At 60.8% G+C, this 21,250-nt stretch carries 19 protein-coding genes and 1 other RNA gene; 7 read left to right on the top strand and 13 right to left on the bottom strand.

Annotated elements, in window-relative coordinates; translation table 11 throughout:
* The first annotated feature begins 54 nt into the window (after positions 1-54).
* The 6 genes from AQ996_RS03305 to AQ996_RS03280 all read left to right on the top strand — a co-directional run bounded on the left by AQ996_RS03305 (position 55) and on the right by AQ996_RS03280 (position 7,427).
* Positions 55-927 carry a methylenetetrahydrofolate reductase gene (locus AQ996_RS03305; RefSeq protein ID WP_055251019.1) on the top strand — a complete coding sequence of 291 codons (873 nt, stop codon included), beginning with the start codon at positions 55-57 and terminating at the stop codon, positions 925-927.
* Positions 927-1,715: a hypothetical protein gene (locus AQ996_RS03300; RefSeq protein WP_055251018.1), complete on the top strand. Its 789-nt coding sequence runs from the start codon at positions 927-929 to the stop codon at positions 1,713-1,715. The genes AQ996_RS03305 and AQ996_RS03300 overlap by 1 nt, the downstream gene beginning before the upstream one ends.
* A 9-nt stretch (positions 1,716-1,724) precedes the next feature.
* Entirely contained in the window at positions 1,725-4,283 is a 2,559-nt protein-coding gene (locus AQ996_RS03295) for a homocysteine S-methyltransferase family protein (RefSeq protein WP_172674601.1), read from the top strand.
* Positions 4,284-4,391: 108 nt separating this feature from the next.
* Entirely contained in the window at positions 4,392-5,756 is a 1,365-nt protein-coding gene (locus AQ996_RS03290; RefSeq protein WP_035136908.1) for a PFL family protein, read from the top strand.
* Between the two features lie 326 nt (positions 5,757-6,082).
* A complete protein-coding gene (locus AQ996_RS03285) occupies positions 6,083-6,970 on the top strand; it encodes a methyltransferase domain-containing protein (protein WP_070097120.1) in 888 nt (295 codons plus the stop codon).
* Positions 6,971-7,127: 157 nt separating this feature from the next.
* Entirely contained in the window at positions 7,128-7,427 is a 300-nt protein-coding gene (locus AQ996_RS03280) for a YhbY family RNA-binding protein (protein WP_006234690.1), read from the top strand.
* Between the two features lie 69 nt (positions 7,428-7,496).
* Here the strand turns inward: AQ996_RS03280 and AQ996_RS03275 are convergent, their stop codons facing one another.
* The 9 genes from AQ996_RS03275 to ssrA all read right to left on the bottom strand — a co-directional run bounded on the left by AQ996_RS03275 (position 7,497) and on the right by ssrA (position 17,094).
* Positions 7,497-7,934, bottom strand: coding sequence for a bacterial transcriptional activator domain-containing protein (locus AQ996_RS03275; RefSeq protein WP_172674600.1), 438 nt, complete (start codon positions 7,932-7,934; stop codon positions 7,497-7,499).
* Between the two features lie 60 nt (positions 7,935-7,994).
* Positions 7,995-10,496 carry an AfsR/SARP family transcriptional regulator gene (locus AQ996_RS03270; protein ID WP_055251015.1) on the bottom strand — a complete coding sequence of 834 codons (2,502 nt, stop codon included), beginning with the start codon at positions 10,494-10,496 and terminating at the stop codon, positions 7,995-7,997.
* A gap of 447 nt (positions 10,497-10,943) precedes the next feature.
* Positions 10,944-11,672, bottom strand: coding sequence for a glucosamine-6-phosphate deaminase (nagB, locus tag AQ996_RS03265; protein ID WP_055251013.1), 729 nt, complete (start codon positions 11,670-11,672; stop codon positions 10,944-10,946).
* A 316-nt stretch (positions 11,673-11,988) separates the two neighbouring features.
* A complete protein-coding gene (locus tag AQ996_RS03260; protein ID WP_306421699.1) occupies positions 11,989-12,456 on the bottom strand; it encodes a PTS sugar transporter subunit IIA in 468 nt (155 codons plus the stop codon).
* Between the two features lie 101 nt (positions 12,457-12,557).
* Complete coding sequence (gene glmM / locus AQ996_RS03255) at positions 12,558-13,895, bottom strand: phosphoglucosamine mutase (RefSeq protein ID WP_055251011.1); 1,338 nt, start codon at positions 13,893-13,895, stop codon at positions 12,558-12,560.
* A 123-nt stretch (positions 13,896-14,018) separates the two neighbouring features.
* Positions 14,019-14,414, bottom strand: coding sequence for a 30S ribosomal protein S9 (rpsI, locus tag AQ996_RS03250; RefSeq protein ID WP_022094634.1), 396 nt, complete (start codon positions 14,412-14,414; stop codon positions 14,019-14,021).
* A gap of 2 nt (positions 14,415-14,416) precedes the next feature.
* Positions 14,417-14,860: a 50S ribosomal protein L13 gene (gene rplM, locus AQ996_RS03245; protein WP_022094635.1), complete on the bottom strand. Its 444-nt coding sequence runs from the start codon at positions 14,858-14,860 to the stop codon at positions 14,417-14,419.
* A 194-nt stretch (positions 14,861-15,054) separates the two neighbouring features.
* Entirely contained in the window at positions 15,055-15,933 is an 879-nt protein-coding gene (locus tag AQ996_RS03240) for a patatin-like phospholipase family protein (RefSeq protein ID WP_055251009.1), read from the bottom strand.
* A 797-nt stretch (positions 15,934-16,730) separates the two neighbouring features.
* Positions 16,731-17,094: a transfer-messenger RNA gene (ssrA, locus tag AQ996_RS09540) on the bottom strand.
* 237 nt (positions 17,095-17,331) lie between these two features.
* Here ssrA and AQ996_RS03235 point away from each other — a divergent pair.
* Positions 17,332-17,766, top strand: a complete 435-nt coding sequence (locus AQ996_RS03235; protein ID WP_055251007.1) for a hypothetical protein — start codon at positions 17,332-17,334, stop codon at positions 17,764-17,766.
* 58 nt (positions 17,767-17,824) lie between these two features.
* Here AQ996_RS03235 and AQ996_RS03230 read toward each other — a convergent pair whose 3' ends face one another.
* From AQ996_RS03230 to AQ996_RS03215, 4 genes are all read right to left on the bottom strand, one after another.
* A complete protein-coding gene (locus AQ996_RS03230) occupies positions 17,825-18,340 on the bottom strand; it encodes a type II toxin-antitoxin system VapC family toxin (RefSeq protein ID WP_172674599.1) in 516 nt (171 codons plus the stop codon).
* On the bottom strand, positions 18,337-18,690 hold the full coding sequence (locus AQ996_RS09915; RefSeq protein WP_055251003.1) for a hypothetical protein: 354 nt from the start codon (positions 18,688-18,690) through the stop codon (positions 18,337-18,339). The genes AQ996_RS03230 and AQ996_RS09915 overlap by 4 nt, the downstream gene beginning before the upstream one ends.
* Before the next feature lie 143 nt (positions 18,691-18,833).
* Complete coding sequence (locus tag AQ996_RS03220; protein ID WP_253274595.1) at positions 18,834-20,849, bottom strand: heavy metal translocating P-type ATPase; 2,016 nt, start codon at positions 20,847-20,849, stop codon at positions 18,834-18,836.
* A 78-nt stretch (positions 20,850-20,927) separates the two neighbouring features.
* Positions 20,928-21,173, bottom strand: coding sequence for a DUF6110 family protein (locus AQ996_RS03215; RefSeq protein WP_055250999.1), 246 nt, complete (start codon positions 21,171-21,173; stop codon positions 20,928-20,930).
* Positions 21,174-21,250: the final 77 nt, after the last annotated feature.

Genomic DNA, 21,250 nt, shown 5'->3' with positions numbered 1-21,250 from the left:
TGGTGCTGTAGAATCCTTACAATACATCGCACTAAATATCTAAAGGAGCACGATATGCGCGTCGACGAGGTTTTTAAGCAGGCAGCATCCCAGGGCACTGCACCCGTTTCGTTTGAGATGTTCCCGCCCAAGGGTGAGCTTACCCTCGATACGGCTCGCGAAGTGGCGGGCAATCTGTGCAAGCTTTCGCCGAGCTTTGTCTCGGTCACTTGTTCCGCTGGCGGCTCGGGCAACGGTGCCACCACCGCCCCCATCGCGCATATGATTTCGAGCGAATTCGACACGCCCTCGGTGGCGCACCTCACCTGTGTGGGCCGTACCCACGCCGATATCGCCGCCAAGATCGATGAGTACCGCACCGCCGGCGTGGAAAACATCCTGGCCCTGCGTGGCGATCTCCCTGCCGGTGCGACCGAGGACAACAAGCCCGCCTCCGACTACGCCTACGCCCGCGACCTCATCCCCGAGCTCGTCGACGCCGGCTTTTGCGTGGGCGCCGCAGCCTACCCCGAGGGCCATATTGCCTGTGAGGACCTCAACGCCTCGGTCGAACACCTCAAGCAAAAACAGGACGCCGGCGCGAGCTTCTTTGTGACGCAGCTCTTCTTTGATAACGAGTGCTTCTACCGTTTTCGCGAGCTTGCCGACAAGGCCGGCATCACCGTGCCCATTACCGCAGGCATCATGCCGTTTATGGGCAAGTCGCAGATCAGCCGCATGGTCTTTATGTGCGGCGCGTCACTGCCCTCCCCCGTCATCAAGATTCTCGCCAAGTACGAGAACGACCCCGAGAGCCTGCAGGCAGCCGGTGTAGATTATGCCGCCCGTCAGCTTTGCGACCTTAAGGAGCACGGCGCCGCCGGTCTGCACCTGTACACTATGAATCGTCCTGCGATCGCCGCGACCATTATGGAGCGCCTAGGGTAATGGAAAAACCGCACATCGATACAACCGCTGTCGAAGTGCCGGCCGACCTTGCGTCGCCGGCGCTTTACCGTGTCGATGCTGCGCACCATCCCCGTGTCGACCGTGCCGAGATGCTGCGGTATCTGGGTTACGGCGGCCAGCAGATTGAGCCCGAGCTTTCGCAGCGCATCGAACTTGTCGTTGAGCGTCTGGAACTGGATATTGAACCCCGCGGCGTGCGCCGCGTGTTTGCCGTCGATGCCGCGGGCGTGGACGAGCAGGGAGAACCCTGCATTCGCCTGGCCGGCACCAACGTTGAGCTGCGAGGTCGCGATATCTATCGACATCTCAAAGACGCCCGCTTTGCCGCGCTCATGGCATGCACCCTCGGCATGGACGCCGAGCGTCGCCTGCGTACCACGGGAGCCCAGCAGCCCCTGGAGGGAGCCGTGCTCGACGCCGCATGCTCTGCCTATGTAGAAGCCGCCGTTGAGCAGATGGACCAGCAGGTTAAGGCTGCGGCCGCCGCACACGGACTCGCCGGTAACTGGCGCTTCAGTCCCGGCTACGGCGACTGCCCGCTTACGGCACAGCGCTCAATCGTGGACGCGCTCAACGCCACGCGGCTCATCGGGCTTACCATCACGCCCACCAGCCTGCTCATGCCCACCAAGAGCGTGACCGCGGTGATCGGTCTGTTCGACGGCGAGGTCCACGACGCCCAGAGCCGCCCCACCTGCAATATCTGCCGCATGCGCGAGCACTGTCGCTTCCGCGCCGCCCACACCACCTGCTATTCCAGCCATTAGGAGCCCTCGATGTTTACTCCGCTTATCACTCATGATTCTGACGGCACTGCATTGGCGGCACCCGTTGATGCCGCACGTCGCAACGGTGCCACGTACAAGACGCGCACAATCGACGACCTTCGCATTAAGGACGATCGCCTGCGCGCCGCCATCGAGGGCACGGGGCATCTGCTGTTCGACGGCGGCATGGGCACCATGCTGCAGGCGGCCGGCATGAAGGCCGGAGCCCTGCCCGAGCTGCTCAACTTTGAGGAGCCCCAGGTCATTACCGACATTCAGCGCCAGTACGTCGAGGCTGGCTGCGACGTGATCACCGCCAATACCTTTGGCGCCAACGCCCACAAGCTCGACGGTGCCGCCGCCGTGGCAGACGTCTTTGCCGCGGCCGTCGCCTGTGCCCGCGAGGCCGGCGCCCGCTACGTCGCCGGTGACATCGGCCCCATCGGCGCGTTGCTTCGTCCCTTAGGCACCCTCAACTTTGACGAGGCCTATGACCTCTTTGCCGAGGAAGTGCGTGCCAGCGTCGATGCGGGCGTGGACCTCTTTATTATCGAGACCATGACTGACCTTGCCGAGATCAAGGCGGCGGTCCTCGCCTGCCGCGAGAACTCCGACCTGCCCGTCTTTGCCACCATGACTTTTGAGGAAGACGGTCGCACCTTCCTGGGCACGAGTCCCGAGGTTGCCGCCATCACGCTCGATGCCATCGGCGCCGACGTTTTGGGCATCAACTGCAGCCAGGGACCGGCCGAGCTCCGAGGGCTCGCCGCTCGCATGCTCACCGTTACGGACAAGCCCATCATGGTGCAGGCCAACGCTGGACTGCCCCGCGTGGACGACGACGGCAACACCGTCTTTGATATCCAAGCCCCCGAATACGCCGAGGCCGTCGCCGGCATGATCGCCGACGGCGTGAGCGTCGTGGGCGGTTGCTGCGGTACCACGCCCACGCACATGGCAGCGCTGCGCACGCTTATCGATAACCACACGCCCAGTCCGCGCCACCGCAAGCCCAGCATGTCGGTCACAAGCGCCCAGACCGTGGTGGACCTCCCCTGCGACGGCCACAAAATCGCCGTCATCGGCGAGCGCATCAACCCCACCGGTAAAAAACGCCTGCAGCAGGCCCTGCGCGACGGCGATCTGGACTACGTCGTAAGCCAGGGCATCAGCCAGCAAGAACAGGGCGCCGATATCTTGGACGTCAACGTGGGCCTGCCCGAGATCGACGAGGTCAAGGTCATCCAGCAAGCGACCGAGCAGCTCCAAGGCTCCACGCTGCTGCCGCTGCAGATCGACTCCACCGACCCCGCAGCCGTCGAGGCCGCCGTGCGCCGCTACGCCGGCAAGCCCATCATCAACTCGGTCAATGGCAAGCAGCAGATCATGGATGAGATCTTTCCACTGGTCGCCCACTACGGCACCAACGTTGTCGGCCTTACGCTCGACGAAGGCGGCATCCCCGATACCGCCGAGGCTCGCTTCGCCATCGCCGAGCGCATCGTGGCCGAGGCTGCCCGCTACGGCATCGGACCGGACCGCATCCTCATCGACTGCCTGGTCATGACCGCCTCGACCAACCAGCGCCAGGCCGAGCAGATCCTGCGTGCCATGTCCCTGTGCAAGGAGCGCCTGGGTGTCAAATGCGCGCTCGGCGTGTCGAACATCAGCTTTGGCCTGCCTGCCCGCCCGCTGCTGGGCTCGGTCTTTTTGGCCGCCGCCTTTGGCGCGGGCCTCGATGCCCCCATCATGAACCCGGGCTCCAAGCGCTTTATGGACACCGTCTACAGCTATCGCGTCCTGAGCGTTGAGGACGAGGGCTCGACCGGATACATCGAGCGCTACGCCGGCTGGACCGATCCGTATAAGATCGCCGCAAACCCGGCAGCAGCTCAGGCCGCATCGAGTGATGCCGTGCCCGCCGCTGGTGTCACCAGCACCGACGGCAACGACGACCCCATCCGCCACATGGTCGTCTCGGGCCGCAAGGGAGAGATCGCTGCCGAGACCGAGCGTCTGCTGGCAGACCACGACGCTATGGACCTCATCAACAATCACTTTATCCCCGCCCTCGACGAAGTTGGCGTCCTCTTTGACCAGGGAAAGTTCTTCTTGCCGCAGCTCATGGCCTCGGCCGAGGCCGCGCGTGTGGGCTTCGACACCATCAAGCGCCTGATGCCCGCCGGCGAGATTGCCGACAAGGGCAAGATCTGCGTGGCCACCGTCAAGGGCGACATCCACGATATCGGCAAGAATATCGTCAAAATGCTGCTCGACAACTACGGCTACACCGTCTTTGACCTGGGCCGCGACGTCGATCCACAGGAGGTGCTCAAGACCGTCAAGGAGCGCGATATCAAACTCGTCGGCCTCTCGGCGCTTATGACCACCACCGTCGTCGCCATGGAGGAGACCATCAAGCTGCTCCATGCCGAGGTGCCGGGCGTCAAGATCATCGTAGGCGGCGCCGTGCTCACCCCCGAATACGCCAAGCAGATCGGCGCGGACTACTACGCCAAGGATGCCGCCGAAAGCGCGCGCATCGCCGAAGAGGTCTTTGGGCAGTAACACAACGGAAACAACCGAGCACCAAAACGTGCCGCATGCGCCACTTGGCACGTGCGGCACGTTAGAATAGAAAAGACTATGCTCGTTTTGGCAGATAGGAGCGCAAGGATGGCGATCACGCCCGCAGAAATCGCGGAAACCCGCGGCATGGTTGAGGAACAGAACCTCGACATCAGGACCATCACCATGGGTGTTTCGCTCATGGGTTGCGGTGACGAGAACCTCGACCGCATGTGCACGAAGATCTACGACCACGTGACGCACACGGCTGAGCATCTGGTCGAGACCGCCGAGAACCTCGAGCGCGAGTACGGTATCCCCATCGTCAACAAGCGCGTTTCCGTCACCCCGGTGGCGCAGATCGCTGCGTGCTGCAAGGATGAGGACCTCACCCCCATCGCGCATGCCCTCGACCGCGCGGCCGAGACGCTCGGCATCGATTACCTGGGCGGCTTCTCCGCACTCGTCCAGAAGGGCATCGGCGACGCCGACCGCCGCGTCATCCAGTCCATCCCCCAGGCGCTCGCTACCACCAGCCGCGTCTGCTCCAGCGTCAACGTCGCCAGCCTGCGCGCCGGCATCAACATGGACGCCGTGCTCATGGCCGCGCAGACCATCATCGATGCCGCTAAACTCACGGCCGACCAGGATTCCGTCGGCGCTTCTAAGTTTGTCTGCTTTGCCAACATGGTCGAGGACTCCCCGTTTATGGCGGGCGCCGTCCACGGCGGTGGCGAGGCCGACGCCGTCATCAACGTAGGCGTTTCGGGCCCCGGCGTTATGGCCGCAGCCCTGGAGACGCTGCCCGATTCCGCATCGATGATGGAAGTCGCCGAGAAGATTAAGCAGACCGCCTTTAAGATCACCCGCGCCGGCGAGCTCATGAGCCGCGAGGCCGCCCATCGCCTGGGTGTCGAGAAGGGCATCGTCGACCTGTCGCTGGCCCCCACGCCCGCCATCGGCGACTCCGTTGCCCGCATTCTCGAGATCATCGGCGTGGGCACCTGCGGTGGCCCCGGCACGACCTGCGCGCTCGCCATGCTCAACGATGCCGTCAAGAAGGGCGGCGTCATGGCCAGCTCCAGCGTGGGCGGTCTCTCCGGCGCCTTTATCCCCGTGTCCGAGGACGCCGGCATGATCGCCGCCGTCGAGGCCGGTGCGCTTTCGCTCGAGAAGCTCGAGGCCATGACCTGTGTGTGCTCCGTCGGCCTGGACATGATCGCCATCCCCGGCGACACCCCAGTCGAGACCATCGCCGGCATCATCGCCGACGAGATGGCCATCGGCGTCATCAACAACAAGACCACGGCCGTCCGCGTGATTCCTGCTATCGGCAAGGGCGTGGGCGACTGCGTCGAGTACGGCGGCCTGTTTGGCCGTGCGCCCATCATGCCGGTGAACCCCAACGCCGGCACCGTGCTTGCCCATCGCGGTGGACGCTTCCCAGCGCCGCTGAACTCGCTGAAGAACTAGCCTAGGGATACGAGGCGAGGAGCCCCGCCGCCCGGCGGCAGACATATAAGGTCGCCTGCTCGGACAGTCCTGACTCGCACGGAGAGCACATTAAGTGCTCTCCGGCTCGTGCGGAACTCGCGATCGACCTTATATGTCTGCCGCCGGGCGGCGGGGCTCCCGCACATCTCAACCTTGGCTGAGTTCTGTCCCATGTTGCAGTTGCTTCGCTCCTGCACCACATGGTTGATACGGCGGTTTGGCGTTGGATCGGTTCTTTCTGATATATGCTGGTTGCGGCTCTTCTTTTGGGAGGAGTCGCTTTTTTGTTGTGAGGGGGATGGCCCGTGGCTGATGATTTGATTCGCTCTGAGCTTCTTTCTGCTGATTGGAATGGCGAATGGATGCGCCTGCAGGCTGATCGGCGGCGGGCTGATGATTCTTTTGAGTGGGATAAGCGGGCTCGGCATTTTCGGCCGCTTGAGACTGCTCCGTATGCCCGGGATTTTATGAAGCTGTTGGCGTTAAAGCCTGGTGAATCGGTGCTTGATATGGGGTGTGGGGCTGGGTCGATTGCTATTCCGCTTGCTCAGGCTGGGCATCCTGTGATTGCGGCTGATTTCTCCCCTGCCATGCTGGGCACCCTTGATGCTGGCATTGAGTATTACGGACTCGAGGATCTTATTACGCCGCTTGAGCTTGCTTGGGATGATGATTGGGATTTGGTTGGACCGGTCGCGAAAGCGGTGGATGTTGCCTTTGCCAGTCGGTCGGTTACGACGACCAATCTAAAAGATGCGCTTGCCAAGCTTGATCGAACGGCTCGTCGGCGTTGTGCTGTCACGATGGTCGCTAACTCCAGCCCGCGCTATGATCTGCACTTGATGAACGCTATCGGCGCCTCGGTTACCTGCAGCAATGGCTTTGTGTACGCTTTCAACATCCTCATTCAGATGGGTGCGTTGCCGCAGGTTACATACTTTGAATCGCCTCGTCGCGATACCTTCGATAGCCTTGAGGCAGGCGTGGCGGATTTTTCCCGTATGCTCGAGCATGGCAACGAGGATAAGATCGACTGCCTGCGCGACTACATCGCTCAACACATGATTGAGAATCCCCATGCCGGTGAGCCGGGCTCCAAGGGCGTGCCGCAGGGGCGCTATATGCTCGATCATGTCCGCAAGGTTCGCTGGGCGTTTATTGCATGGAAACCGGTCTCTGAATCCCGCTCGTAGCCCGTTCACAGCCCGAGCTGCCCATCACCTCGGCATCCGCATTCTTTGCGAACTGGGCAAACGCGCTCCACACCGCGCCGTTCCTGCGCTATCGTGGGACAGCTCACGTAGATTAAGGCCCCATCGCGGGGCGCCCATACATAGAAAGCGAGAACCCATGGCACTGACAGGAGCCCAGGTCAAGCAGCTTCGCAGCATGGCCCATCACCTCAACCCCGCCATCATCATCGGTAAGTCCGATGTCAACGAGGGCACCGTCGAGCAGACGGTCGCCTACCTGGAGAAGCACGAGCTCGTTAAGTGCTCCGTGCTCGATGGCTCCAGTCTTTCCGCCCGCGAGGCCGCCGAAGAGCTCGCTGAGCGCTGCCACGCCGAGGTCGTCCAGGTCATCGGCCGCAAGTTCTCGCTGTATCGCGAGTCCTCGCGCAAGGACATCGAGAAGATCAAGCTCGTCTAAGAGCCAATGATCCGACGAGCCAACACATAGCAAGCTTACGGGTGCCCAAGTACTTCGGGCGCCCGTTTTTTATCGCTCGACCAGCACGCGGTTGAGCCGACCCTCCACCAAGCGCTCGTATAGACGCCGCGTCTCGGGCTCGGGCACGCCATTGACCTGCTCCCTCAGATGGTGCATATGCCCGCTGTACAGCTCGACGATATCGCGCCGCCGCCCCGCCGCACTGTAGACGCGCATGGCGCAGCGCACCATATCCTCACGCGCTGTTTCCTGCCGAAGGCCCGACTCCGCCAGCCAAATCGCCGACTGCAGATCGTTTTCTTCTAGAGCGGCATTTGCTCCCTTAATCATGCAATCGATGTACTTTGACTGCATAATGCGTCGCATACGCAAAAAGTAGGTGGGGTTACAGCCATTGGGAACATACAGCGGTCCGGCATAAAGCTGCTCAATCTTAAGGCACAGCTCAACTAAATGGGGTCCGCGCGCACCCGTGCGATTTCCCAAAACCTCGCGGCTTATCTGGTCAAACAGCCGTACATCGGTCTTGACGTAGTCGCCGTTGAGTCAGATGCATTCATTTTGGATGAGCACGCACGACTTGCCATCCGGCGTCGGTCCCAAAGCCGACCGCAAGCGCGATATCGTAGAGTACAGGTTGTTGCGGGCGCTATTGAACTCGGCATGGGGCCACAGCTCCATGGCCAGCGTCTCACGATCGACGAGCGCATCCATGCCCAGCGCAAGCCGCTCGGCAAGTGTCGCCGCCTTCTTGCGGCGCCACATTTTGTCCGTGATGGGAAACCCGTCGCGCTCGGCGCGGAACGCACCAAACATGCGAATCTCGATATGGTCGATGGTATCAACGGCTTCAACCTCGCCGGCCTGGAACAGGCGCTCGCCCTCCCCTTCCAAATCGTCGCGCAGCGAGTACCGCGACAGCTCGCGCACGGGAAGCTTCTTGCGAATCCTGGTCGCCGGCTCGCCCAGACAATGCATGGCAAGGCGCGCAAAGAGCCGATACGATGGCTCCAGAATCCCCGCACGATTCATGGACATCCAGGCCGCAAGATCGCTGTCTCGGCCCGCACAGGCCAAATGCAGCGCCACCATCCAGGCCTCCGCTCCACCAACCTGCGTCTGGCTTATATCGAGTAGCTCCGCTTCCTCGCGCACCGAAACCATCGAGGTGTTACGCAGATATGCCGCGCGCTCCAGCAGCAATGCGTTATCGCGCATGTACGCAATCGACTCCTCGGCAAGTTTGAGCACTTGGACCGCACGGAACTTTGCATTAACCGGCCGTCCCTCTGCCAGCGACTGCCAGCCTTCTAGCAACAGGCCAAACAGCTGAATCTGGTTGTCGCGCATGCGCACGGCAAAACGATCGAGCTCGTTGAACGCCGCGTCGTCGGTTACCGGCAGGCCGGAAAGGAGCCGCCGTGCCGCCAACACCATGCGCACCCAGATAGCCATCGCCTTGAGCCCACGCACGTCGAGTGCCTCCCGCACCACCGTCATCTCGTCGTCACGCTCGTCGGTTCCCGCAAACGACCCGTCAAAGAGCTCCACCAGCATGCTATCGGCCCGTATAACAATCCCCGCAATGTCGAGCTCGCAGTCGTAGGCCTTGCACGTTTTGAGCTGCTGTAGAACGCCGCCGTCATCTCCCCGCTCGGTCAGACAGCGCTTGACCTCGATATGCGCAGACAACATATCGAGTGCGGTATGGGATGTCTCGATTTCTGGCACGGTCAGGTTCGTAGGAAGCCCAAGCCCGTTGTCCCCATAGCAAACAGCCGTCAGTGTCTGGGCCACCCTCCATGAAACAGGGTCTATTTCGCAGGCCGCCCGTTCGCCCCCGCGCTCGATGACCGATGCCATATAGCGAGCGAGCTTTGTATTGGACACGCTGACCGCTGCCAAATACACGCCGAGCGCCTCGGCAGGCGTTGGCTCTGGAGCCGGATCGTCGGCATCGATCGTGCCCAGCGCTGCTCGGCAGATATCGGCCCCGTGCCCCGTCAGAGCCAGATCGACCCCATACTGCCCAGCAAGTTCAAGGACCGCATCACGGTCCAAAAAGGCGTCCGCCAGGCCCATCGCCGCATCGCATCGGCCCGCCTTAAGCAAAATCCGGGCCGCCCTCGGAACAAGTTCGGGACGAACCTCGGCCACCAACTTACGCAAGCGCAAGCGTCCGTTATCCTCCGTGCCCAGACACGTAAAGCTCCGCTCGGCGGGGTCCAAGCCAAAGCTCGGGTAGTCGCGTACGAAGTAGGACTGGTCGACCATCGATAGCCTCACCCCGCAAGCCTCGAGTTCTGCGATATTGCCCTCGCCCATCAAAATCATGAGACATGCCACGCAAAACAGTGCATTATTGTCGAGCGAAGCCAGATCGACAAGTGCCGCGCCATATACGTTGACAATCTCGTTTTCGAGCAGACCGGCCACGTCGCCTTGGCCATACAGACCCGTCTGCAATGCCGAAACGAGCTCGGGCACGCCCTGCGTGAGCTGATAAAAGTCGAGCGATGTGCTGATCGAAAACGCCGATGCCCACGCCGAATACTCATAGGCATGCACCTTGAGCATCTGCGCATTGATCTTAACCGAATCGCCCAGCCCATGAATCAGTTGACGATTTGAAGGACGGCAGGAGATAAAGACCCCTACCCCCATAGCGCGCAGGCCGCGAATCCTGTCGATGAGGTCTTCGGTATCGTGCTGATCGAGGTTTGGCACATTATCAATCGCGATAAGGGAGTGCGGTTTGTCTTTGAGTTCTTCGGTAACCACCTCGAGCTGCATAAACACCTCGCGCCCAGTGGCGCGATCGGCCTCGATAATCCGCACGGGGCCTCGCGTCGGGTCGCATTTAACCTCATGGGTGTACTGCAGCAGTACCGAGGTCTTCCCAAACCCGTCGGGCGCATAAAGAACCACGATGCCGGCCTTTCGGCCCTTGGCGAGAAGCTCATTCATCAAGCGTTCGCGTCGCACCATATAGCCACCGCCCAGCGGCATCAGCTCGAGGTCGTCCATACTGCCCAAATCGTTTACCATGCCCGCTCCTCAACTCGACCGTATGGACACTGTAACCGCAAGACCATACAAGCCGCGCTATGAATAGAGCGACCTTGTGTTCTAGGTTGTCTTTTGGTACGCAAGCGGCAAGTTTTTGTACAGCGAGGGCCGATTGTTATTAATCCCCCGACTAATCGGTCTTTAAGCAGGTAAATGAGCTTGTCAGCTTGTCCCATCTAGGCGGCAGTGTAACGCAAATGAACAAGGTTCAGCTATGTCATTCAACTCGCCTAGCACCCGCTACCGTCTACGACCTTTTAGTGGCATTTTTGCATAGAATCTGGTATGGAATGAATCAAGCTGTTGGGCATCCGGCATTCGTCGAGCTTGCGGCAAGATTTTGGTCAAGCGGGCGGAGGGGGATAACAAAAAGGCCCCCGCAAAGCGGAGGCCTTAGGCAAGGCTATGTCGAGAGCAGGATTCGCGCTACTCGCAGAGCGAAAGGGCGGCCTCGTCGGCAACGACAACGCAGTTGGTGTGCAGCTGCAGGATCGAAGCCGGGCACGCGGGCGTAACCGGACCATAGCACATGTCATGCACGGCCTGAGCCTTGGCCTCGCCGTTGGCGACGACCAGGATCATGCGGGCATACATGATGGTCTGGGTACCCATGGTGTAGGCCTGACGGGGAACATCGTCGATGCTGTCGAACAGGCGGCTGTTGGCCTGAATGGTGCTCTCGGTGAGATCGACGCAGTGCGTGCCCTTGGAGAAGTGGTCATCGGGCTCGTTGAAACCGATGTGGCCGTTGTTGCCAATGCCGAGCAGCTGCAGATCCGGGTAACCGGCGGCGGCGACGATCTTGTCGTACTCAGAGCAGGCAGCGGCGGCGTCGGGGTTGGAACCGTCGGGCACATGCGTGTTGTTCAGGTCGATGTTGATGTGATCGAAGAAGTTCTCACGCATGAAGTAGTGATAGCTCTGGGGATCGTCGTGCGAAAGGCCGCGATACTCGTCCAGGTTGTAGGTGCTGACCTCGGCAAAGTCGACGTCGCCCTTCTCGTACCAAGCAGCGAGCTGCTTGTAGGCACCGATCGGGGTGGAGCCGGTGGCAAGGCCCAGCACGCAATCGGGCTTGAGGATAACCTGCGCCGAGATAATATTGGCGGCCTTGCGGCTCATATCCTCGTAGTCTTTAGCTTTAATGATCTTCATTACGCGTCCTTTCTCGTACAAGAGAGGCAAGGCTCCCCTTACAAGCACTTGCCCGCGGCCCGCGTCGGCCGCAACCAACGTGTGCGGCCACCAGGGCGAGGTCGCGTAATGTATGTGTCTCGTGTCTAGCCGCGTCGAGGCCCCTGCCCGTCCACGGTGACCCAAAGCCGTTTAGCTTCGGACAAATCCCATCTTGCCACGGAGGGNTCTTTCAAGGGCGCCCTCTTTCAAGGGCGCCCTCTTTCAAGGGCGCCCTCTTTCAAGGGCGCCCTCCATAAACGTGTTTGAATTGTAGGCTAATGGCCACGTGTACTTGCTAGCGCTCGCGAGCAACGATGAGCTGGTCCATCTCTTCGACATGCACGCCAACGGAGCCCTTGATGCTCGAGAACTCAACGGAGTTGCACACCAAGATGGGAACCGTCACATCATAGCCCTCGGCAGCAATTGCCTCGCGATCGAACTCAATGAGCACATCGCCCTTATGGACGATGTCACCCACTTGCGCATGTACGGTAAAGTGCTTGCCCTCAAGCTGAACAGTGTCCAAACCAACGTGGATGAGCACGTCCAAGCCATCGACCGTGTTAAGCGCAACAGCGTGTCCTGTGGGAAAAATGGCCTCGACCTTGGCATCAGCCGGTGCAATCACACGCGTGCCGGTAGGCTGAATCGCCACGCCCTGGCCCAAAAGGCCGGTGGCAAATGTCTGGTCATTGACCTCGGACAACGGAATGACGTCGCCCGAGATGGGAGCATCCAGCGTAAGAACTCGTCCACGCATACCAAAAGACCTTAGGACTTTAGTGAACATGCTCCCCCTCGGACATACCAATCGACCAAAATAGCTTTAACAGTTTACCACTTGGCACCCGTTTTTGACCATTAGGGAAGTTCGCGCTTGACAACCTCGACGATGTCGTCGACAACACGCTGAGTGAGCTCGTGCGTCTCCGCCTCGGCCATAACACGGACCAGCGGCTCGGTACCGCTCGGGCGCACCAGAATGCGGCCGCGGCCGTCAAGCTCCTTCTCGGCGGCAGCGACGGCGTCCCAAATGGGCTGGCAATCGTCCAGGCCGGCCTTGTTGTCGGAATGCACGTTGACGAGTACCTGCGGGTACTTCTTCATGATGCCGGCAAGATCGGTGAGGGTACGACCGGTGCGCTTGAGCACGGCCAGCAGCTGCAGAGCCGTCACCAGGCCGTCACCGGTGGTGTTGTGCTCCAGGAAGATGATGTGGCCGGACTGTTCGCCGCCGATGACGGCGCCATCCGCGAGCATGCGCTCCAAAACGTAGCGGTCACCCACGGCGGTCTGAACCATCTCGAAGCCCTGCTCCTTCATAGCGATGGAGAAGCCAAGGTTGCACATGACGGTCGAGACGATCTCGGAGTTGGCGAGCTTGCCGCGGGCGGCGAGGTCAGAACCGCAGATAGCCAGGATGTAGTCACCGTCGATCTCATTGCCCTCACTGTCCACGAACAGTACGCGGTCGGCGTCGCCGTCGTGGGCCAGACCGATGTCAGCATGGGTGCGCAGCACGAGCTCGCGCAGGGGCTCAAGGTGAGTGGAGCCGCACTCAACGTTAATGTCGGTGCCGCAGTAATCGGTGTTGATGGCATGGACCGTGGCACCCAGGCGCTGCAGCGCGGCGGGCGTAGTCTGGCAGGAAGCACCGTGACCGCAGTCGACGGCAACGACCAGGCCATCGAGCCTCAGGCCATCAAGCGTATCGATGGCGTGGTCGACGTATGCCTTGCGAGCGTCCTTCATCTTGATAATGTGGCCCACGCCGGCGCCAGTCGGCAGCGTATCGGCAGCCATGGCTTCCTCGGACATGACCCAGGCGCTGATCTCCTCCTCGACCGCATCGGGAAGCTTCATACCCTTGCGGCTAAAGAATTTGATGCCGTTGAACTCCGGCGGATTATGCGAAGCAGAGATGACGATGCCGCCGTCGAGCTCATTCTGGACGGTGAGCAGCGCCACGGCAGGCGTGGGGATGACGCCGCAGCAGTGCGGACGGCCGCCCTCGGCCATGATGCCGGCGGTCAGAGCGCTCTCGAGCATGGTGCCCGAAAGACGCGTGTCGCGGCCGACACAGATATCCGGACCAAGGAACTTGGTCGCCGCGCGGCCCAGGCGAAACGCGAGGTCACACGAGAGGTCGGCATTGGCGACGCCACGGACGCCGTCGGTACCGAAGATGTTCTGGGGCATAGGATCGCTCCTTCCCTAGCAGGCGATATGCAACCGCCCACCCTAGTCGAAAAAGAAAAGCGGGACCCGCCGAGGAATCGGCAGGCCCCGCTTGTACATTGTATCTCGAAAGGAGATAAAACCTTAGCGCTTGGAGAACTGGGGAGCGCGGCGGGCCTTCTTGAGGCCGTACTTCTTGCGCTCGACCACGCGAGCATCGCGCGTAAGGAAACCGGCCTTCTTGAGGTCAGCACGGTAGTCGCCAGCGTTCAGAAGAGCGCGAGCGATGCCCAGGCGCAGAGCGCCGGACTGACCGGAGATGCCGCCGCCATCGCACAGAGCGATAACGTCGAACTGACCGGCGGTGTCGGTCACCTTGAAGGGAGCAAGGGCGTTCTCAACGAGCTGATGACGGCCGAAATACTGCTCGGCGTCACGCTTGTTGATGGTCACCTTGCCGGTGCCGGGGACGAGACGGACGCGGGCGACGGCGTTCTTACGACGGCCGGTACCCTGGTAGACAACGGTGTTCTCAGCCATCTTTAAGCCTCCAGCTCAATCTTCGTGGGGTTCTGGGCAGCGTGCGGATGCTCGGCACCAGCGTAGACCTTAAGCTTGGTCATCTGGGCACGGCCGAGGGTGGTCTTGGGCAGCATACCGCGAACGGCGCGCTCGATGACCTTCTCCGGGTGCTTCTCCATAGCCTGGCGGAAGCTCTCAGCCTTGAGGCCGCCGTTGTAGCCGCTGTGGCGATAATAGGTCTTCGTGTCGGCCTTGTTACCGGTAAGCTGGACCTTATCGGCGTTGATGACGACAACGAAGTCGCCGCAGTCGCTGTTGGGCGTGAACTGGGGCTTGTTCTTACCGCGCAGGATCATTGCGATCTGGGTGGCAAGACGGCCCAGGACAGCACCATCGGCGTCGACGAGAACCCAGTTGCGCTGGACCTCGCCCTGCTTGGCGTAGTGAGTCGATTTCGAAATCACTTAGACTCCTCCATGTACAGTACGTGTTGTTACAGAGATTCACGGGGCTCTGCAAGTAACCCGTCCATATTACCCCGCTCGCCGTACGAGTCAACAGGTATTTTGGCTCCGACCAGAGTTTCTGCACATGTCATCCACGAGCCGTGATTTTTCCAACTCTTTAGCTGTTGTCATTTTTTGAGGGTTCGCCGTCGCTAGCGCTCAACGAACTCTTGGATTTCCGCGAGCAGGCGCTTTGCCTCCTGACGGCCCTGGATATACAGGTCCAAAAGCTTTGCCGGATCGTGCTCGACATGGCCGACCTCGACCGGCTTTTGCGGAGCGATGACCAGCGCGCGGCCCTCGCGCTCATACTTCCACAGGTGCATGCGCTGGAGGTTATAGCGGTCGTGGCGCGTCTCGATAGCCTCGAGCAGGTAGGGGTAGTCGGCATAGCGGGCGCGCGCGGCAGGCATAAACTCGTAGGGCTTTTTCTCGTACGAGCGGTCCTGGGTGACGATGACGACCGCACGGTCGAAGCCCGCCTCCTCGAGCACATGCTCGATAGGAACCGAATCGGCCACGCCGCCGTCGACGTATTTGTGCCCGTCGATCTCGACCGGCGGCGTCACCAGCGGCAGCGAGGTGGAGGCGCGCACAGCATCGAGGTCGAGCACGGCGCTTTTGACCGGCAGGTAGGCAGCGGTTCCAAACAGCATGTCCGTCGCGACGGCGTACATCTCGATGGGGCTCGCGTCGAACGCCTCGTTGTCAAAGGGATCCAGGCGGTCCTGGATATCGTTGAAGATAAAGTCGTAACCCACGATGGAGCCCGTGGATGCGAAGGATGCGGCACCCATGTAGCGGTTGTCATTGCAGAAGGTCAGGTTGATGCGATTGACGCGACCGATCTGGTGTGACTTGTAGTTGACGCCGTTGAGCGCACCGGCCGATACGCCATATACCGCCGGAATTTCGACACCGGCCTCCATGAGAACGTCGAGCACGCCGGCGGTAAACTGCCCACGAAAACTGCCACCCTCCAAGACGAGCGCGACCTTGCCGGCGTTCTTTGCCTTATCTTCTGCAGTCATATCGACCTCCTGCGATTGAGTTTTGGCTTTCTTCTACCCAGTTTTGGGATGGAGGGCGCGCAGGTTTTTCGAGGCGGCAGGTGAAGCGGAAAGTGCGTCCCAGTTTGAGGCGGGATTTCGGGATGGACTTTCCGCTTGGACCGCCGTTAGGAAAGCGTGTCCCGTTCTGAGCGCGGATTCCGGGATGAACTTTCCGCTAGCCATTCATTTGGAAATTGCATCCCATTCCGAATGAGGATTCCGGGATGCGCTTTCCGCTTGAAACGTCATCCGGAAACCGCATCCCAGTCTGAACCGGAATTCTGGGATGGATTTTCCGCCTGGGGCGACGTTGATGCGGGGCATGGCAGGCTGCAGTCCGATCGGCATCGCATCTGCATAGGGCTGAGGCTTTGCGCGGAGAATCCGCGTATTTGCTTCGCAAATACGCACCGGCTTCGGCCGGCTGCCGCCGCCCTCGCCCGCGGGCTAAAAACGCTTACGCGTTTTCTTTACGCCCGCGCCCTGCATAGAGTTCGATTCTCCGCGGATGAAGGGGATCTGTCGGCGCGGGGCACAGCCAGCAGAAATGCCGTCGGCAGCACATCTGTTTTGGGCTGGGGCTTTGCGCGGAGAATCCGCGTATTTGCTTCGCAAATCCGCACCGGCTTCGGCCGCCTGCCGGCGTCCTCGCCCGCGGGCTAAAAACGCTTACGCGTTTTCTTTACGCCCGCGCCCTGCATAGAGTTCGATTCTCCGCGGTACAAATTAGAAATAAAAAGGCAGGTAGAGATAAGTATCTACCTGCCTGTAACTATTGGTGGAGGCGCGGAGAATCGAACTCCGGTCCACGAAAGCCCCCTGATTGGCATCTCCAAGCTCAGTCGCTGGTTTAGTCTCGGACGCTTTGCGCGCAGCGACACGCTCGCGGCGTCCTAACCGGTTCGGTCTTAGCCTGCGCCATACCGATTACGTGCGCAGGAGCATTCCCCTAAAATGACGTCGCGCCGGTTTCGGGGAAATCACCGGGTTGACGCGCCGCTATAAATTAAGCAGCGAGAGCCATGGGCTCAAAAGAAGAGTTGTTGTCAATTCAATTTGACGGTACCCCTGTTTAACGAGGCGAGGAGACCTCGGCTTGCTTCCTCTCTCAGAGCTATCGTGTCGAAACCAGTCGCCCCCGAATGTCGGGAAAGTCTGGATGGCATTGGGTGCGAGCACCCAACGCCCGTCGACTTTTCAAGGAACATGCGGGGCGAGCCCCGCTTGTGGAGTGTTATCTTACCACGTTCTGAAAGCGGACAGCTGTTCTATGCACGAGCTGTGAAGACCCCAATGTGCGCCACACTTCGCACTTTTGCTACCGATCGCGTCACGTATATTTTCGCCAAGCAAAATTGACCCGTCGAAAGGACCGTTATGGATACCAAGCAGCAACTCGTCAATGCCCTCGCAGGCCTGGGCTCAACCATTACCGAAGCTATGGATGTCATCGAGGGCTTTGTCCCCTGCGGACATCCCGCCCTCACGGTATCGAACGCACTCGTCGCGCTGGACGTTGACGATGATGCAGCTCTCACTCAGCAGCTTGAGACCGTCGAGGGCTTTATCGACCACGTGAGTGAGAACCGCGGCGTGGCCGCCTACCACGGTATCGAGGTCGAGCTCGCGGGTCCCAAGGCCGATCTGTTCGCAGCAATCCGCGAGGTAGGCGCCCTTATGCAGACCGCAGGCGTCAAGAACACCCAGGTCAACGAGTGGGTCTACCGCAGTCTGGCAGCACTCGACAGCTCCAACGAAAAGGCAGCCGAGCAGCTCGCAGAAAGTCCCACCATCAAGGCCGAGCTTTTGTAAATAGCAGACGCGGGCCCCTTGGCGCATCGTCGTCCAAGGGGCCCGCGAACAGCTCACGTCAACCGATAGCCGTGCCGCCGCGTTTGGCCAAAGCAAGAATCGGCATCATTTGACGAGGTGTCTTTGCTGCAAGATCGGCATGTTCGAGCAGCTTGCGATCGTTGGTCACCAAGTAATCGACCTGCGCGCGCTTGCACGCGGCGAGCACCAAGTTGTCCTCGTAATCGCGATGGAGCGCTACGTATTTGTCGGCCAGCCAAAGGTCCGACGCATCTGCACCCACGGCCGTGGCGTTTTCGGTCATATTCCGAACAAACGCCAGCGCCGCATCGCCAATCGCGCGGGCAGAAGCCTCGTCGAGCGCTCCCCCGCTGGCAAGAACGCTACGCTTCAGTTCGTGCTGGACAACGTACAGCACGTCCTTGGCGATATGTACCGGAAAGAGCAACGTTGCGCCCGATTCCGTCGCCCGCCCAATAAACGCACGCGCGGCAAGCGACTCGGCATGGTCGACGCAAAACGAATCAACCCATACGTTGGCATCCACCATTATTTTGAGGGAAGCCCTGCTCACAGGATCATCCCCTTTTGGCGATAGCGCTCGTCCATGGCTTCGGAATAGATTGTGTCCCAATCGCGATCGTCGGATACGGGCGACGTAGCGATGCCCAGATCCGCGTAAAGCTGATCCGCCACCGCCCATGATGCGGCGAACGGTGCATCGGGCGCGACGGTCTGCTGCCGGTCGTCGACGGCCGCAAGCACTTCCTCGCACTGCCCGCCACCCTGCGCGACCTTAGCCACCACCTTTTTGATGAGCTCGGGCAGTGACCCACCCGAAAGCCGCAGCACCTCCTCGGCACGGTTCTTGACCTGGCGATCTACGCGAACGTTCACCTGCGCCATGCCGCTAACAGCACCCACGTCGATCCCGCTCCCTTCAATTGCTAGCCCTGCTAGCAACACTATATAGAGAAGCTAGCACATGGTCAAACGCAAAAGGCCTGCGCTCGGACGACACCGATGCCGTCTGGGCGCAGGCCAGATAACGTGGGCGAACACGTCTGCTAACGCAGGTACGCCTTTGCGTTGCCCAGGCTGTAGGCGATCGTTGAGCCGTTGTGCAGCAGTGACGACGTCTGCGGAGTGATCATGCCGGTAATACCCAATGCCAACAGCGCCGAGTTGGTGAGCATCACCTTAGAGTAGGAGCTCGTCAGACGATCAATGAGGCCCTGACTCATGCGGCGCAGGCGCACGATTGCGGCAAGATCCGTATCGGTCAGGATGATATCGGCGACCTCCTTGGCGATGTCGCTTCCGCCACCCATCGCCAAGCCCACGTCGGCCAAACCGAGCGCCGGCGAATCGTTGACGCCGTCGCCCACCATGGCAACATGGCGCCCCTCGCTCTTAATGCGCTCCACATAGGCGTACTTGTCCTCGGGCAGCAGTTCGGCCTTAAACTCGTCGACACCCGCCTCGTGCGCAATGCGCTCGGCCGTGCGCTCCGAATCGCCCGTGAGCATAACGACATGCTTGACGCCCAGCGCATGCAGGTCGGCGATGGCCTCACGGACCCCGGGCTTGAGCGGATCCTCGATGCCGAGCACGCCGACGACCTTGCCATCGACCGCCAGATACAGCGGTGACAGGCCCTGCATCTGAGACTCAATGCGCTCCTTAATGTCGGAATCGAGCTGCGCGGCCTCGTCCTCAAACACAAAGTGTGCCGAGCCGATAATCGCGCGACGCCCTTCAATGGACGAAGCGATGCCGTGCGCCACGATGTATTCGACAGCAGCATGGCGCTCGCGGTGCTCGAGCCCGCGCTCGCGGGCGGCGTTGACCACGGCACGCGCCACCGGATGCGGGAAATGCTCCTCCAGGCAGGCAGAAAGGCGCAGGACCTCGTCCTCGCTCCAGCCGTCGGTCGTCAGCACGCAAGCCAAGCGCGGCTGCGCCTCGGTGAGCGTGCCAGTCTTATCAAACACAATGGTGTCGGCCTTGGCAAACGACTCAAAGTACTTTGCGCCCTTGACCATGACGCCCATCTTGGCAGCATCGCTCATAGCGGTCATGACGGCGACGGAACCCATGAGCTTGAGTGCGCACGAGTAGTCGACCATCAGCGCCGCCGAGGTCTTGATAAGGCTGCGCGTGGTGAGCGCAACCAGGCCCGCGAGCAGGAAGTTCCACGGGACGATCTTGTTGGCGAGGTCCTCCATATGCGACTGGCCCTCGGATTTGAGCGAGTCGGCCGTCTGCACGAGCGAGACGATCGAGCGCAGTTTGGTCTGCGCCGTGTTGGCGCGCACGCGCACCAAGATGCTGCCGTCTTCCACGACGGTACCGGCGAACACGTCGTCGCCCACGCTGCGCTCAACGGCCAGCGGCTCGCCGGTCAGGGTCGCCTGGTTGACCATAGCGCTCCCCCGCTCGACGACACCGTCGATGCAAATGGACATGCCAGTGCGCACGGCGACCAGATCGCCGGGCTCAAGCTCGGTGGCAGCAACGCTTACCTCGGTGTCGCCGACGACCTTTTGCGCCTTGTCGGGTACATCGAGCAGCGAGTTGATGAGCTCGTTTTCGCTCATGGCGCGGGTGTAGTCCTCGAGCAGCTCGCCCACGTTGAGCAGGAACATTGTCTGGCCCGCGGTGTCGACATCACGCTTGACGAACGAAATGCCGATGGCCGAAGCGTCGAGCACGGGAACGGTCAGGCGCGGCTGCGCCAGCTCATGAAGGGCAGCGCGCAAAAATGCCATGTAACCGGCCACGACAAACACCGCACGCAGAGGCGTCGGCAAGAACCAGCGGCGCGCGTAGTGGGCGCCGACGAGTGTCGCCAGGTCCATAACGAGTTTGTGCTTGCGCGGCTCAAGCTGCATCACATAGCCCGACTTGGCATCGGCGATAGCTTGAGCATCGAGTGCGCCCAAGGCGTCGAGCACGCTCGCGCGACGTGGCTCGTCGTATTCGAGCGCCATCTGGCCAATACGGCCATATACGCGCACCTTGCGCACACCATCGATTTCGCCACTGAGCTTTAGAAGTGCATCGAGATCGCTCTCTGGCACAGGACCCGCCAATTGAAGACGGGTCCTGCCGGGGATCTCGCTAATAATCGAGAATCTCATAGTTTGTGCCTGGGAGCGTTACTCGGCTGCCTCGTCAGCAGCGGCCTCGCTCTGGGTGATGTAAGCAGCCTCGGCAACCATGTCGTCGACATTAGCCTTGGCCTGCTCGACCATGTCCTGGTAGCCGTTCTTGATGCGCATACCGCACGCAATACCCTGCACGCAGGCATTCTTGACCGGAGCGCTGGTAAGCAGCTTGATGCCGGCCGTGCCAAGCAGAAAACCGCCACCGACAAGCAGGGTATTGAACGTCGACTTCTTCATGTTGCTTCTCCCTTTTGCCGCATTGGACGCGGCATGGTGCTTCAGCACCCGAGTAAACAAGTTTGCTCGAGCACGCT

This window comes from Collinsella aerofaciens, assembly GCF_001404695.1.
GTDB classification, from domain to species: Bacteria; Actinomycetota; Coriobacteriia; order Coriobacteriales; family Coriobacteriaceae; genus Collinsella; species Collinsella aerofaciens_E.
Note: the sequence above shows the minus strand (reverse complement) of the source record. Positions and strands in the feature narration are given on the sequence as shown.

Bases quoted from the DNA above. Each gene is read 5' to 3' on its own strand.
- AQ996_RS03305 (WP_055251019.1), top strand. From the start codon at position 55: ATGCGCGTCGACGAGGTTTTTAAGCAGGCAGCATCCCAGGGCACTGCA.
- AQ996_RS03300 (WP_055251018.1), top strand. From the start codon at position 927: ATGGAAAAACCGCACATCGATACAACCGCTGTCGAAGTGCCGGCCGAC.
- AQ996_RS03295 (WP_172674601.1), top strand. From the start codon at position 1,725: ATGTTTACTCCGCTTATCACTCATGATTCTGACGGCACTGCATTGGCG.
- AQ996_RS03290 (WP_035136908.1), top strand. From the start codon at position 4,392: ATGGCGATCACGCCCGCAGAAATCGCGGAAACCCGCGGCATGGTTGAG.
- AQ996_RS03280 (WP_006234690.1), top strand. From the start codon at position 7,128: ATGGCACTGACAGGAGCCCAGGTCAAGCAGCTTCGCAGCATGGCCCAT.
- AQ996_RS03270 (WP_055251015.1), bottom strand. From the start codon at position 10,496: ATGGTAAACGATTTGGGCAGTATGGACGACCTCGAGCTGATGCCGCTG.
- nagB (WP_055251013.1), bottom strand. From the start codon at position 11,672: ATGAAGATCATTAAAGCTAAAGACTACGAGGATATGAGCCGCAAGGCC.
- AQ996_RS03260 (WP_306421699.1), bottom strand. From the start codon at position 12,456: ATGCGTGGACGAGTTCTTACGCTGGATGCTCCCATCTCGGGCGACGTC.
- glmM (WP_055251011.1), bottom strand. From the start codon at position 13,895: ATGCCCCAGAACATCTTCGGTACCGACGGCGTCCGTGGCGTCGCCAAT.
- rpsI (WP_022094634.1), bottom strand. From the start codon at position 14,414: ATGGCTGAGAACACCGTTGTCTACCAGGGTACCGGCCGTCGTAAGAAC.
- AQ996_RS03240 (WP_055251009.1), bottom strand. From the start codon at position 15,933: ATGACTGCAGAAGATAAGGCAAAGAACGCCGGCAAGGTCGCGCTCGTC.
- AQ996_RS03235 (WP_055251007.1), top strand. From the start codon at position 17,332: ATGGATACCAAGCAGCAACTCGTCAATGCCCTCGCAGGCCTGGGCTCA.
- AQ996_RS03215 (WP_055250999.1), bottom strand. From the start codon at position 21,173: ATGAAGAAGTCGACGTTCAATACCCTGCTTGTCGGTGGCGGTTTTCTG.